At 39.4% G+C, this 16,029-nt stretch carries 8 protein-coding genes; all 8 read left to right on the forward strand.

The window, feature by feature from the left end; translation table 11 throughout:
• The first annotated feature begins 4 nt into the window (after window positions 1–4).
• Window positions 5–1,573 (forward strand): aldehyde dehydrogenase (NADP(+)), encoded by a 1,569-nt coding sequence (locus tag OZP11_RS00320; RefSeq protein WP_281233252.1) that lies wholly within the window; start codon window positions 5–7, stop codon window positions 1,571–1,573.
• A gap of 3 nt (window positions 1,574–1,576) precedes the next feature.
• A complete protein-coding gene (locus OZP11_RS00325; RefSeq protein WP_281233253.1) occupies window positions 1,577–2,587 on the forward strand; it encodes a 4-hydroxyproline epimerase in 1,011 nt (336 codons plus the stop codon).
• A 75-nt stretch (window positions 2,588–2,662) separates the two neighbouring features.
• A complete protein-coding gene (locus tag OZP11_RS00330) occupies window positions 2,663–3,898 on the forward strand; it encodes an NAD(P)/FAD-dependent oxidoreductase (RefSeq protein WP_281233254.1) in 1,236 nt (411 codons plus the stop codon).
• A gap of 336 nt (window positions 3,899–4,234) precedes the next feature.
• Window positions 4,235–5,644 carry an APC family permease gene (locus tag OZP11_RS00335; protein ID WP_281233255.1) on the forward strand — a complete coding sequence of 470 codons (1,410 nt, stop codon included), beginning with the start codon at window positions 4,235–4,237 and terminating at the stop codon, window positions 5,642–5,644.
• A 167-nt stretch (window positions 5,645–5,811) separates the two neighbouring features.
• Window positions 5,812–8,061 (forward strand): S9 family peptidase, encoded by a 2,250-nt coding sequence (locus OZP11_RS00340; protein WP_281233256.1) that lies wholly within the window; start codon window positions 5,812–5,814, stop codon window positions 8,059–8,061.
• Window positions 8,062–8,116: 55 nt separating this feature from the next.
• Window positions 8,117–11,173 carry a beta-L-arabinofuranosidase domain-containing protein gene (locus OZP11_RS00345; RefSeq protein ID WP_281233257.1) on the forward strand — a complete coding sequence of 1,019 codons (3,057 nt, stop codon included), beginning with the start codon at window positions 8,117–8,119 and terminating at the stop codon, window positions 11,171–11,173.
• 115 nt (window positions 11,174–11,288) lie between these two features.
• A complete protein-coding gene (locus tag OZP11_RS00350; RefSeq protein ID WP_281233258.1) occupies window positions 11,289–12,980 on the forward strand; it encodes a DUF885 family protein in 1,692 nt (563 codons plus the stop codon).
• Between the two features lie 356 nt (window positions 12,981–13,336).
• Window positions 13,337–16,027, forward strand: a complete 2,691-nt coding sequence (locus OZP11_RS00355; protein ID WP_281233259.1) for a DUF5695 domain-containing protein — start codon at window positions 13,337–13,339, stop codon at window positions 16,025–16,027.
• The last annotated feature ends 2 nt before the right edge of the window (window positions 16,028–16,029 follow it).

A 16,029-nucleotide genomic window follows, 5' to 3' on the forward strand; every position in this document is an offset into this window, starting at 1 on the left:
AGCGATGACTACAGGAAAAAATTATATTGGAGAATCCCTTTCCGCAAAAGGTACAAACACATTCAGAACCATTAACCCGGAACTGAATCTGGAAAATGAAACTGTTTTTAATGAAGCTTCGGAAGAAGAGATTTCCCAAGCTGTAACGCTGGCAGAAGAAGCCTTCAAAATTTACGGTTCTGTTTCAGATGTAAAAAAAGCCGAATTCTTAGAAGCTATTGCAGAAGAAATAGAATCCCTGGGCGAAGACCTGATTAAAACCTACATGCAGGAATCAGGTCTTCCTGCCGGAAGGGCAAACGGCGAGCAAGCCCGTACAACCGGACAATTAAGAGCCTTTGCCGCAATGCTGCGAGAAGGCTCCTGGGTAGAAGCGATCATCAACAAAACCGAAGGCAAACCGGATATCAGAAGATTCCAGATTCCGCTGGGACCAGTTGTTGTATTTGGCGCCAGTAATTTCCCTCTTGCTTTTTCAACAGCCGGAGGAGATACTGCAAGCGCCCTTGCTGCAGGATGTCCTGTTATTGTAAAATCGCATCCGCTTCATGCCGGAACAGGAGAATTAGCTGCTTCTGCCATTATCAAGGCTGCCAAAAGAACCGGAATGCCCAACGGTGTTTTTTCTAACCTAAACAGTAAAGACACTGTAGTTGGAAAAATATTGGCAGAGCATCCGTCAGTCAAAGCAATTGGTTTTACCGGCAGCATAAAAGGCGGTACAGCACTTTGTAAAATTGCCGCAAACAGACCCGTTCCCATTCCCGTTTATGCCGAAATGGGAAGTATTAATCCCGTACTTATTTTACCATCGGTTTTACAGAATGAACCCGAAAAATGGGCTAAAAATTACGCCGTATCGATCACAGCTGGTACAGGACAATTTTGTACCAATCCGGGACTTATTTTAGGAATAAACAGTGCGGAATTAGAGAATTTTATTACTATTTTAGCTTTAGAGACCGATAAAATAGAGCCAGCCTGCATGCTGCACCCGTCTATTAAAAATCAGTACGAAAGTCTCAAAGCAGAAGTTCTTGGACAGGAGGGATTTACGAAAAACACAGCCGTAGAGAAAGAGACAAAACCTAATTATGCACAGCAGAGTATTATAACGGTAAACGGCGATACTTTTTTAAAAAACAGAACTTTTCACAAGGAAGTTTTCGGACCTTTTTCTGTTGTAGTCAAATGCGATGATATCAAACAGCTTAATGAAATTATTCTGGATCTGGAAGGACAGCTTACAGGAACCGTTTTGAGTACTGATTTAACAGAGTATGAAGCTTTTAAAGAAGTAATCGAAAATCTGAAAAACAAAGTAGGAAGATTGATTTACAACAATGTCCCTACAGGCGTTGAGGTATGCTCGGGCATGACGCACGGCGGACCGTTTCCTGCCAGTTCAGACAGTAAATTTACATCGGTAGGTATAACAGCTGTAAAAAGATGGGTTCGTCCCGTTACTTTTCAGGACTGGCCAAATGACCTGCTTCCGGCTGCGTTACAAGATTCAAATCCGCTGCAGATAAACAGAACAGTAAACGACATATTAACCAAAAATCCTATTTAGTTTATGCCAAGAAAAACCTTTTTTTGCGTTGATGCCCATACCTGCGGCAATCCGGTGCGGGTAGTTGCCGGAGGCGGACCCAATTTAGCTGGAAACAATATGAGCGAAAAACGCCAGCATTTTTTAAGCGAGTACGACTGGATCCGAAAAGGCCTGATGTTCGAACCCAGAGGCCATGATATGATGAGTGGCAGTATTTTATATCCGCCAAACGATCCCGAAAATGATTTTGGAATTCTGTTTATCGAAACTTCGGGCTGTCTGCCTATGTGCGGCCACGGAACCATCGGAACCATAACAATTGCAATAGAAGAAGGTTTGGTAGTACCTAAAACTCCGGGAAAAATAAAAATGGAAGCCCCTGCCGGTTTGGTTAAAATTGAATATCAGCAGACAGGAAAAAAGGTAGACTGGGTGCGCCTTACCAATGTAAAATCCTATCTGGCAGCAGAAAGTCTTACCGTTGAATGTCCGGAACTGGGAGAAATTGTGTTTGATGTGGCATACGGAGGAAATTATTATGCGATAGTCGATCCACAGCAAAACTTTTCCGGTATTCAGGATTTTACAGCCGGAAAAATCGTCCAGTACAGCCAGGAAGTCCGCAAACGCATCAACGAGAAATATCCAAATTTATTTATCCATCCGGAAAATGATACGATCAGAGATGTAAGCCACATGCTCTGGACAGGCGATCCGCTCGATCCTGCTTCATCAGGAAGAAATGCTGTTTTTTACGGCGATAAAGCAATAGACAGATCACCTTGCGGTACCGGAACCTCGGCGAGAATTGCACAGCTTCATGCCAAAGGAAAACTCAAAAAAGGAGAAGACTTCATTCACGAAAGTTTCATAGGAAGTAAATTTATTGGAAGGGTAGAAGAAGAAACTTCTATTGGAGACATAAAAGCAATCGTTCCGAGTATTCAGGGCTGGGCAAAAGTATACGGCTACAATACCATCATTATTGACGAAGATGATGATCCGTATGCATATGGCTTTCAGGTTATTTAAAGAAAAAATACAGAATCACGAATTCATTGGTTTACAGAAATATTCCAGCCGGTAATTTTAAAAATTATAATAATAATGAAAAAAGTAAGTATAATTGGCGGCGGTATAATAGGGTTAACTTCGGCCTATTATTTAGCTAAAGAAGGTTATGAAGTAGTTGTTTTTGATAAATCAGATATGAATGACGGCTGTTCGTACGGAAACGCCGGAATGATTGTTCCCTCGCACATTATCCCGCTTGCACAGCCTGGTATGATTGCTCAGGGTATAAAATGGATGTTTAACAGCCAGAGTCCGTTTTATGTAAAACCCAGATTAAACACCACTTTAATGAAATGGGGAATGCAGTTTTATAAACATGCCAATTTAAGCCATGTCCAGAAAGCAATGCCGGCTCTTTGCGATTTATCTCTTTTGAGCAAAGAACTTTATCAGGATTTTGCCAGAGAAAGCAGTTCATTTTTCTATGAAGAAAAAGGCCTGCTGATGCTTTATAAAACAGATAAAACAGGTGAAGAAATTCATCACGAAGGAAAACTGGCAGAAGAGCTGGGTTTAAAAGTCGATTTTCTCTCAAAAGAAGAAGTTTCAAACTTAGAAAAAGGCACCGCAACAAATGTAATAGGAGGCGTTCATTACAAAAGTGATGCACATGTGTATCCGCAGAAATTTATGCAGTTTATAAAAGAAGAGCTGCAGAAACTCGATGTAAAAATCTATTCACATACTACTGTAACCAATTTTGTTCTAAAAAACAATGCCGTTGCCGAAATTGTAACCGACAAAGGTTCTTTTACCACAGATGAGGTTGTTCTGGCTGCAGGATCATGGAGCCCTGAAATAGCCGGAAAATTAAATATTAATATTTCGATTCTGCCCGGAAAAGGATATAGCTTTACCTTAAAAGACCAGGATCACAAACCTTCGATTCCGTCTATTTTGTGCGAAGGAAAAGTGGCAGTAACTCCTATGAACCGTGATATCCGTTTTGGAGGCACCATGGAGATTACGCATACAAACGACACAAAAATAAACCAGAACAGAGTACAGGGAATTGTAAATTCAATTAACGATTTTTATCCGGAATTAAAAATAGAAATGCCGGAAGAAAAAGACATTTGGTACGGTTTCAGGCCTTGTACGCCTTCTGGAATGCCTATAATTGCGCGGGACAAAAAACTTAAAAACCTGACTTTGGTTACAGGACATGCCATGATGGGATTAAGTCTGGCTCCGGCAACCGGAAAAATAGTATCCGAGATTATTTCTGAAAAACCAACTTCGGTAAAAACTGAAATGTTTCAATTCTAGAAATTCAGCTTCATTTTAATTTTAAGTGAAGCTGAATTTTTTGTTTTTGATGGGTTAGCCGCGAATTCACGAATTTATATGATTGGGTTTGAAATACGGATTAATTCATCACGAATTAATTAGGACCAAATATTAGCGGACTACCCGTAAAAAGCAAATACCTCGTTCAAAATTGTTCCATCGGAACTAATATCAACAATATCAAAATAATTAATTACAAATGAAATAATACGCTGACTCACAACGAAATTCAAAAGACAAACCAATTTCGAATTTCAATTATTCTTTTGTAATCTGATCAAAAAATAACCAAAAAACAACCAAACAAGCCACAAAATGACAGAAAACAACCAGGAAGAATTTAAAAAAGAACTCGGATTACTAGACGGCACTATGCTCGTCGTAGGATCGATGATAGGATCCGGAATATTTATTGTAAGCGCCGATATCGCCAGACAGGTTGGTTCTACGGGATGGCTGATTGCAATATGGCTGCTTTCGGGAATTATTACCATGATAGCTGCCGTAAGTTATGGTGAATTAAGTGCCATGTTTCCTAATGCAGGAGGGCAATATGTATATTTAAAAGAAGCATATAATAAACTTATTGCCTTTTTATACGGATGGAGCTTTTTTGCCGTAATTCAAACCGGAACTATTGCGGCAGTTGGGGTAGCATTTTCAAAATTTGCTGCCTATTTGATTCCGGCGGTCAGCGACGAAAACATACTGTACGAAATAGGAAGCTTTAAACTCAATGTAGCACAGCTTGTTTCTATTGTAACCATCACCTTTCTTACCTATCTGAATACACGCGGCGTAAAAAACAGTAAGACACTGCAAACGATCTTAACCATCATTAAAATCCTGTCTATTTCGGGATTGATTATTTTCGGATTTACACTGGCAGCTAAAGCTTCGGTTTGGAATGCCAACTGGACCGATGCCTGGACACCCCGTGCTTTTAATACCGAAACAGGTTCATGGTTTCCAATAGGAGGAACAGCCCTGATTACAGGAATTTCGGCCGCTATGGTTGGAACTTTATTTTCCAGCGATTCCTGGACAGGCGTTACTTTTATTGCAGGAGAAATTAAAAATCCAAAACGCAATGTAGGTTTGAGTATGTTCCTGGGAACTTTTATTGTAACCGTAATTTATGTTTTGACAAACGTAATGTATGTTGCCGTGATTCCGCTTAACGAAATCGCCGCTGCAAAGTCAGACCGCGTTGCCGTTGTGGCTTCTCAGTATATCTTTGGCGACATCGGAACCCTGATCATCGCCCTTATGATTATGATTTCGACATTTGCCTGTAACAACGGTTTAATTATGGCAGGAGCGAGGGTTTATTATACAATGGCAAACGATGGTCTTTTCTTTAAAAAAGCAGCAAAACTCAATCATGCCAGCGTTCCGGAATGGGCGCTTTGGGCACAGTGTTTATGGGCTTCTGTACTTTGTCTGACAGGAAAATACGGTGATTTGTTAGACTTTGTAATTATCATCGTTCTTATTTTCTACATTCTGACCATTTGCGGCATCATCATTCTTCGAAAAAAAATGCCCAATGCTGTACGTCCTTACAAAGCAGTTGGTTATCCTTTTCTGCCGGTATTGTATATTATAATTGCCACAGCGGTCTGCATATCCTTACTGTTTGCTAAATTCTCAACCTGCGGATGGGGCGTTTTAATTATGCTTATTGGAATTCCGGTGTACTATGCAATTGAACGAAAAAAATAAAATCATCATCTTCAAAAAGTGAAAATGCAGCTTTAATAGCAACAATAGGATTTTAATAACTGAAACCTTCGCATTTTTTATTCTGATGGGTAATATTGTATTACTATGTGTTAATATTATCCCATTTTACTCAGGAAATATTATATATTTTTATGAATATGAAAATTATGAGAACAACTATCCAAAAAATAAGTGTAATTTTAACACTTTCGTGCTGTATGTCAGGCTATTCGCAGGGCACACTGAAAGAGTATAAAAAAGCAAACGCAGTAGATTCTTTGTTTAAAAACAAGGTAGTAAATAATCCTGACACCTTTCATTGGATTGGGAACGATTATATGTGGTATACCAACAACGTTTTTAAGGGGAAAGAATATCTTCTGTCAGATGTCAAACAACAGAAGCAGTCACAAGCTTTTGATCATAATTTACTGGCACAGTCACTATCAGGATTTTTAAAAAAAGAAGTAAAAGCAAAAGAACTCCCAATTCAGAATCTGGAATTTGATAAAACACTTTTGAATCTGACTTTTACAACCGACAGCCTTAAGCTTTCGTGTAATTTAAAAACATATGAATTAACCAAAATAGGAGACTATAAAAATCCACTGAAAAAGAGGGATTATTGGGGCGGCAGTTTTGATGAACTTGGCAATAAACCTATAGGATCTCCTGATTCTTTGTATACAGCCTTTATCAAAAATTATAATTTATACATAAAAGATAAAAAAACAAAAACAGAAACCCAGTTGAGTTACGATGGCTCAAAAGGATTTTATTACTCGTCTTATATGCTTTGGTCGCCTGACAGCAAAAAAATCATGGCCTACAAAGTACGTCCTGGAGAAGAACATAAAATCTATTTTGTAGAATCAAGTCCAACAGATCAGTTTCAGCCAAAATTACAAACAAGAGAATATTTAAAACCCGGTGATCAGCTGCCATTTAAAAGTCCGCAGTTGTTTGATGTAACTTCGAAAAAACAACTGGCAATTGCAGCCGACTTATTTCAGCAGCAATACGATCTTTCGGAAATAGAATGGAAAGATGACAGCAGCAGTTTTACCTTTGAATACAATCAGAGAGGGCATCAGGTGTATCGTGTTTTAGAAGTAAATGCCGCGACAGGAAAAGTTAAAGTAATTATTGAAGAAACAAGTCCGACTTTTGTAGAATACAGCGGTAAAAGATTTCGACATACTATCAAAAAAAGCAATGAAATAATCTGGGCTTCGGAACGTGACGGCTGGAATCATTTGTATTTATACGATGCTGTAACAGGAAAAGTAAAGAATCAAATAACAAAAGGTAACTGGCCTGTTCGACAGGTTATTAAAGTTGATGAAGAAAATAAACAGATTTATTTTACAGCCAGTGGTTTAGACAATGATCAGGATCCGTACCTGATTCACTTCTGCCGAATTGATTTCAACGGAAAAAACTTTAAAAGATTAACCACCGAAAACGGAAATCACAAAGTTACTTTTTCACCGGATTATAAATATTATGTCGATCAGTATTCGCGGGTAGATATGGCTCCGATAACTGTTTTAAAAAGCACCGAAACTCAAAAAACGATTATTCCGTTACAGCAGGCTGATATTTCTGAATTACAGAAAACAGGCTGGACAGCACCAGAAGTTTTTACGGCAAAAGGTAGAGACGGTAAAACCGATATTTGGGGCGTTATTGTGCGTCCGACTACTTTTGATCCTAATCGTAAATATCCTGTAATAGAATACATTTACGCCGGTCCGCAGGATTCATTTGTTCCCAAAAACTTTCAGCCGTATTATTGGGCGATGTCTTCTCTGGCAGAATTAGGATTTATCGTAGTCCAGATTGACGGAATGGGAACTTCAAACCGATCAAAAGCCTTTCATGATGTGTGCTGGAAAAACTTAAAAGACGGCGGATTCCCCGACAGAAAACTTTGGATCAAAGCTGCGGCCGCCAAATATCCATACATGAACAGCGAAAAAGTCGGCATTCACGGAACATCGGCAGGCGGACAAAATGCAGGAGCAGCCCTAGTTTTCAATTCTGATTTTTATGACGTGGCTGTTTCTTCCTGTGGATGCCACGATAACAGAATGGATAAAATGTGGTGGAACGAACAATGGATGGGCTACCCGATAGGACCTGAATATGAAGCTTGTTCTAATACAGCAAATGCTTCACAATTAAAAGGTAATCTGATGTTAATTCTAGGAGAACTTGATGATAATGTAGATCCCGCATCGACCATGCAATTTGCCAATGCTTTAATAAAAGCCAATAAAAATTTTGAACTGGTAATTGTTCCCGGAATGGGGCACTCTGCCGGAGGCGATTACGGAGAACGAAAAAGAAGGGATTATTTTGTACAGCATCTATTAGGAGTTACACCTCCTGCATGGAGCGAAGTGTATAAATAAGACTCTTGGAAACATAAAACAAGGATTTTGTAAATCTTAAAGAAATAATTTAGGTATGAAAAAAAGTACGTTATTTATTTGTGCTGTACTCAGTTTTTGGACATTCGGCACAACGGTTTTACAGGCACAAAACGGAGATCAGATTTTGGACGGAATCGGGGAAACCGGATTAATTGCCCGTTATGTTTTTGACGGTGATGCAAAAGACTGGTCACGAAACAATCTGCATGGTAAAATAGACTCAAAGGCGAAATTTGTAAACGACGATCAGTTTGGTAAAGTACTTTCGCTGCCTGTTGACAGCAAATCTTTTGTTTCTATTCCTGCTGATGGAGTTTTAGGCGAAGAATCATTGAGTATTACAGGATGGGTTTACCTTCGTTCGGCACAAAAAGGACAGTATTTTTTTGATTTCGGAAAAAGTGCCGCTTCGCATTTTTTTACGGCGCCGGCAGGAACTCAGACCAAACCGGGTTTACTAACCGAAATTACGGGAGCAAAAGGAACGAAATACAATACAGCTTCTCCTGCATTACCCATAAACAAATGGAATCATATAGCTGTCGTATTTAATATTCCGTCGAAAACAGTCAGCACCTATGTAAATGGCATTTTAACAGGGGAAACAAAGAATGCCGAATTAAATCTGGAACAATTATTTGACAGTAAATCAGTCGAAAAAAACAAGCTTTTTATTGGGAAATCAATATCTGATGAAGATTCCTATCTCAACGCTAAATTGCACGATTTCAGGATTTACAGAATTTCTTTAAATCAAAAACAAATCAGCCGTATTTTTAATAACGCCTTTAGAGACGGAGAAGAAGAAGAAGCGCCGGAAGAGAAAAATGCCGATCTTCCGTCATTTGCTAAAACAACGCCTCAGTTGTATAACCAGTATTTAACCAGCGTACAGGATATAAAAGTAGAAACAACAGCAGGATACCTGCCAAGAATCCCGTCGTATGTTAAAGGAGTTTACAGAGACGGTGTTCAGGGACCGGAAGTACGCGTGATCTGGCCTTCGCCAAAAGACAATCAAGAAGTGCTTAAAGCAGGACAATATACCGTAACCGGAATAGTTTCCGGAACCGATTTAAAACCAAAAGCAGTTATAACGGTAAAAGAAGCCAAAACCAGTAAAGCGCCAAAACGAAAACTGGAAGCTTTTAATCTGGACCAGGTTTCATTAAATAAGGATAATGACGGACAGCAGACAAAATTTATCGAAAACCGCAATAAGTTTATCACCACATTGGCCGCCACAGATCCTGATTCGTTTCTTTACATGTTCCGCAATGCATTCGGACAGCAACAGCCCAAAGAAGCAGAACCGCTTGGTGTATGGGACACGCAGGAAACCAAATTACGCGGACATGCAACCGGCCATTACCTCACAGCAATTGCTCAGGCGTATGCCAGTACAGGGTATGATAAAACGCTGCAAGCCAATTTTGCCGATAAAATGCAGTATTTGGTTCATACATTATATGACTTATCACAGCTTTCCGGACAGCCAAAAGAAGTTGGAGGAAAATTTGTTTCAGATCCTGCGGCAGTACCGCCGGGACCAGGCAAAACAGATTATGATTCAGATTTAAGTGCGGAAGGAATCCGTACCGATTACTGGAATTGGGGTAAAGGATTTATCAGCGCTTATCCGCCGGATCAGTTTATTATGCTTGAAAAAGGCGCTACTTACGGTGGGCAGAAAACCCAGATTTGGGCGCCGTATTATACGCTGCATAAAATTATGGCAGGCTTAATGGATATTTACGAAGTAAGCGGCAACGAAAAAGCACTTGCCACAGCCAGAGGAATGGGAGACTGGGTATATGCCCGAATGAAAAAACTCCCAAAGGAAACGCTTATCAGTATGTGGAACCGATATATAGCAGGAGAGTTTGGCGGTATGAACGAAGCGATGGCTCGTTTATACCGAATTACAAAAGATCCTCATTATTTAGAAACAGCGCAGTTATTTGATAATATCAAAGTATTTTACGGTGATGCCAATCATTCGCACGGACTGGCAAAAAATGTTGACACTTTCCGCGGACTGCATGCCAATCAGCACATTCCGCAGATTATGGGAGCACTCGAAATGTACCGCGATTCAGATGCTTCAGACTATTATCACGTAGCCGATAACTTTTGGTACAAAACCGTAAACGATTATATGTACAGTATTGGCGGCGTGGCAGGAGCCAGAAATCCAGCCAATGCAGAATGTTTTATCAGTCAGCCCGCCACGATTTACGAAAATGGATTTTCATCGGGAGGTCAAAACGAAACCTGCGCGACCTACAACATGCTGAAATTAACAGGCGATTTGTTTTTATACGAGCAGAAAGGAGAATTAATGGATTATTACGAACGCGGGCTTTACAATCATATTCTGGCTTCGGTAGCGCAGGACAGTCCGGCGAATACCTATCATGTTCCGTTAAGACCCGGTTCTGTAAAACAATTCGGGAATCCGCACATGACCGGTTTTACCTGCTGCAACGGAACAGCAATAGAAAGTAACACAAAATTTCAAAACTCTATTTATTTCAAAAGTGCCGATAATAAAGCCTTGTATGTCAATCTTTATGTGCCGTCAACTTTAAAATGGACAGAAAAAAACATGACAATTACACAGACAACAGATTTTCCTAAACAGGATTTCACCCGTTTGACCATTACAGGAAATGGAAATTTTGACATCAACGTACGTGTGCCTCAATGGGCTTCAAAAGGATTTTTTGTAAAAATAAACGGTAAAGAAGAAAAGGTGAAAGCAGAGCCGGGAAGCTATCTGACCTTAAACCGCAAATGGAAAGACGGCGATACGATAGAGCTGCGCATGCCGTTTGAATTTCATTTAGAACCCGTAATGGATCAGCAGAACGTTGCCAGTTTATTTTACGGTCCGGTTCTGTTAGCCGCACAGGAAACGGAACCTCGTAAAGAATGGCGTAAAGTAACGTTTGACGTAAAAGATATCAGTAAATCAATTCAGGGAGATCCTAAAAAACTGGAATTTACAATCGACGGAGTGCAGTACAAACCATTTTATGAGACTTATGGTCGTCATTCTGTTTATCTGGATGTTACTTTAAAACAGTGATAAAATTTAGAAACACAGTATTCAACCCAGCCATTATTCAAAACATAATTCACCCAGATTAGTGAAATCTGCAATAAAAAATGAAATTCTTGGTAACTAACATAAAACCGGAAACATGAAAAACTTAATTTTAAGCCTTTTTTTATTTATATTTATGATTACACCTTCGTTTTCAAGCGAACTGACAGATGTTGTGAACACCTATCAGTCTGACAAAACAGCTCTTCAAAACTTTTATTCAAATGCGGAATCAGAGGAATACTATGTACGATTTTCTAAATTTTATGCTGACTGGTCCAGGCAGATAAAGGAAATTGATTTTAAAAATTTATCCAAAGACGCCAAAGTAGATTATCTTTTACTGAAAAACCTCATTGCAAAAGAAGATTACTTTTTGCAGATTGAATACAAAGCTTATAAAGAAGTCGCTTCTGTACTCGATTTTACAGCTGAAATTAATCTCTTTATTCAGGAAAGAAGAAGAGGAAAACGTCCTGTTGCCAATAAGCTGGCAAAAGCATTTGATGCAGCCGAAATTACCATCGACAAAAAGACAGAACAGCTGAAAAACAAACCCTTCAAAGACTGGTTTGCAGCCGATAAAGCATCAAAATCCGTTAGATCTTTTCAAAGAGCCTTAAAAGAGGCCTATGAATTCTATTACAGCTACGATCCTGATTTTACGTGGTGGATGGAAAAACCCTATCATAAACTGTCTGAAAAGCTTAAAACGTACGAAGAATTTTTAAAAACAAATTATGCTAAAACCAGTGTAAAAGACGATGGAAGCGGTATTATTGGAAAACCAATCGGCAGAGAAGCCATTATAAAAAGTCTTTCATACGAATATATTCCGTATTCGCCCGAAGAATTAATTGCCGCGGCTCAAAGTCAGTTTGAGTGGTGCAAAAAAGAAATGATCAAAGCCTCTGCCGAATTGGGTTACAAAAACGACTGGAAAGCCGCTCTTGAACACGTTAAAGATACCTACGTTCCGGCAGGAGAACAGCCTCAGGCTATTACCGATTTGTACAATCATTCGGTAAAATTTATAGAAGACCGCGATTTGATAACCCTTCCGGAACTTACAAAAGAAACCTGGCAGATGATTATGATGACGCCCGAACGTCAAAAAATAAATCCGTTTTTTACAGGAGGCTGGGAAATAAGTATTTCATATCCAACCGAAGATATGGACCAGAAAGATAAACTAATGAGCATGCGCGGGAATAACCCAAATTTTTCTTTCCCAACTGTTCAGCATGAATTACTTCCGGGGCATAATCTCCAGTTTTTCATGAACAGCCGCCACAAATCTTACCGCGCTCCATTTGACACTCCGTTCTGGATGGAAGGCTGGGCTTTGTACTGGGAAATCATCCTTTGGAACAAACAATTTCCGCAGACACCGGAACAGAAAATGGGAATGTTATTCTGGAGAATCCACCGTTGTGCGCGAATCATCTTTTCGCTTAAATACCATTTAGGAGAAATGACGCCGCAGCAATGTATTGATTTATTGGTAAATGAAGTCGGACACGAAAAAGCCAATGCAGAAGCCGAAGTAAGACGTTCCTTTGCCAGCGGTGACGCGCCTTTATATCAGGTCGCGTATATGACAGGCGGTTTGCAGTTTTTTGCTTTAAGAAATGAATTATTGGCAAAAGGATGGACAGAAAAACAATTTCACGACCGTGTTTTAAAAGAAAATATGATGCCTGTTGAATTATTAAGAGTTTTACTCGAAGATCTTCCTGTAACCGAAGATTATAAAACAACATGGAAATTCTCAACTGATTTTAAATAAAAGGCTGCTGAATACCTTTTTATTTAGATTTTAACCCGTTGGGTACAATTGTATTTTCTATGTAACATTTAAAAATTGTAACGCGGATAAAACAGATTTGCTTCGCAAAAACGCGGATAGAACTGATTTATATATTAAATTAAAAAAATCAGTAAAAATCTGCGTCTTCGTGATAACGAATCCGTCTAGTCCGCATCAAAATATATAATTTTTGAATTACACCTAACGGGCTGATATAATTTTCTCATAGTCCTTCTATGTGAATTTAAAAGAGTGAAACACCTTTTTAAGCTTAACAAAATCAATTTTCCTGTGTGTTGAAATTATGCGCAGCGGACTAAAAAAACATTTAAATTATGAAAAAAATAAAAGTACTGGTTTTGATGATTTCCTGCTTAATTATTTCAAATAATTTACAGGCACAGGAATATTGGGATAAAATAAAAGCGAAAAAAGCAACACTCGAAATTGACAAAGGATTTATAAATCTAAAGACAAAAGCCTTTGAATTAAAATTAGTAAAAGCATCACAAACCGTTGCGTCTTTATCTCCGGCTGCAGACAAAAGTTTCGATTTTACGCCGGGCGACCGATTAGCTATTCGTGATAAAGACGGATTGTATCAGCTTGGCGATATTAACCTGCGAATCAAAGCCCCGGACGGAAGCTGGAAAAGTTATTCTACAGCTGCAAAACGAGCTGCTGTTACTGCTTTGGATGCATCGGGAATGGTTTTGGCAGCAGCTGATCTTTCGAATACATTACCACAGGATATTCCCGTAGCCATAAAACGTTTTTATGAAGAAAAGAACGGAAACCTGATTCTTAGATTTGAAATAAAAAATAAAACGAATGCAGCTCTGGAAATTGGAGCATTGGGTATTCCGATGATTTTTAATAATATCCTGGAAGGGAAAACATTAGATGAAACCCATGTGCAAAACGTATTTTTTGATCCGTACATTGGTAAAGATGCCGGTTATCTCGAAGTAAAAAGATTGAGCGGACACGGACCTGCACTTTTGCTTCTTCCCGAAGAGAATATGCCGTTTGAAGCCTATCGTCCGTTATTGGATGATGAAACACCAAGAAGTATTGTTTTTGAAGGTTTCCACGAATGGATGCCGTTTAGTAAAGCGTATGCCGAACAGGAATGGAAAACGGCGGAACAATGGAATACGCCTGCATCGCTGACTCTTCAGGCAGGCGAATCGAAAAGTTTTGCTTTGAAGTTTGTAATTGCCGACCAGATCAAAGACATTCAGTCAGTTTTAATTCAGAATGAACATCCTTTGGCAGTTGGTGTTCCCGGATATGTTTTGCCTCTCGATGTAAACGGACAGCTTTTTCTGAAATATAAAAAAGCAGTGAAATCGTTAAAAGTAGAACCCGAAGGCACTTTGGTTGTAACCGAAAAATCAAAAAATAAAAACGGTTATTTTCAGTATTCGGTACAAGGGAAAAAATGGGGAAGAGCCCGATTAACCGTAACGTACGAGGATGGACTGGAACAAACCATTAATTATAAAGTCATAAAATCAGAAACCCAGACGGTGGCAGATTTTGGACATTTTTCGACAACGGCACAATGGTTTAATGAGAAAAACGATCCTTTTCATCGAAATCCTTCGGTAATCTCATACGATTATGAAACTAAAAAACAAGTAAGCCAGGACAGCCGTGTCTGGATTGCCGGTTTAAGCGATGAAGGCGGTGCAGGCGGATGGCTTGGCGCGATCATGAAGCAATTAATTGAACCGGATAAAGAAGAAATACAAAAACTGGAACAATTTGTAGACAAAACACTTTGGGGCGGGATTCAGTACAATTCAGCTGATACTTTAAAATACGGCGTTAAGAAAAGCGTTTTTTATTACGAGCCGAAACTAATGCCCGAAGGAACCTACAGTAAAGACATCAATTATAAAACATGGGCCGCGTGGGATAAAAAAGGCGCTGATGATCCGGGAAGATCTTATAATTACCCGCACGTTGCCGCCGCACACTGGACAATGTACCGTCTGGCACGTTATCATGAAGGTCTGGTTACCAATCACAGCTGGGACTGGTATTTAAAGAATGCCTATGAAACCAGTGTCGCTATGACCAGACTGGCACCATATTATGCACAATTCGGACAAATGGAGGGTACAGTTTTTTTATTGATTTTGAAAGATTTAAAAAGAGAAGGGTATACTGAAATGGCAAACGATCTGGAAGCCAAAATGAAGCTGAGAGCCGATCACTGGCGATCCCTGAATTATCCTTTTGGAAGTGAAATGCCCTGGGATTCAACCGGACAGGAAGAAGTTTATATGTGGTCGGATTATTTTGGCTATGCCGATAAAGCAAAAGTAACCCTTGACGCTATTCTGGCTTATGTACCCGTAATGCCGCACTGGGCCTATAATGGTAACGCACGCAGATACTGGGATTTTCTTTACGGAGGCAAATTATCGAGAGTAGAACGTCAGATTCATCATTACGGATCGGCTTTGAATGCCATTCCGGTTTTGGAACAATACAAAAAAACACCCGATGATTTCCATCTGCTAAAAGCTGGATACGGCGGTTTATTGGGCGGAATTGCCAATATTACCGAAGACGGATTTGGTCCTGCTGCTTTTCATTCGTATCCGGAAACGCTGAAAATAGATTATTTGTCAGGAGATTACGGTTCCGGTTTCTTTGGTTATGCCGTGAATACCGCAGCATTCATCACCAATGAAAAAGAATACGGCTGGCTGGCTTTTGGCGGTAACGTAATAGAAAAAGGAGATGAAGTCGAAGTAGAAATTACCACTGCCGCCAAATCGAAAGTATTTATTGCGCCAAAAAAAATCTGGCTGGCGCTGGATGCAGGAACATTTAAAAAAGTGAGTTATAATGCCAAAACCGGCGCAATTACAGTAACTTTAGACAGCAAAACAACTTATACGCCAAACGCTTATTTACGAATAGACAAAGAGGTTAAACTGCCTTATGAAAAAGTGAGAGGGGCGTATAAAATTGCTTTAAAAACCAAACCTGTTCAAATTACCTTTTAAAA

The sequence above is a fragment of the Flavobacterium gelatinilyticum genome, from assembly GCF_027111295.1.
Lineage (GTDB): Bacteria > Bacteroidota > Bacteroidia > Flavobacteriales > Flavobacteriaceae > Flavobacterium > Flavobacterium gelatinilyticum.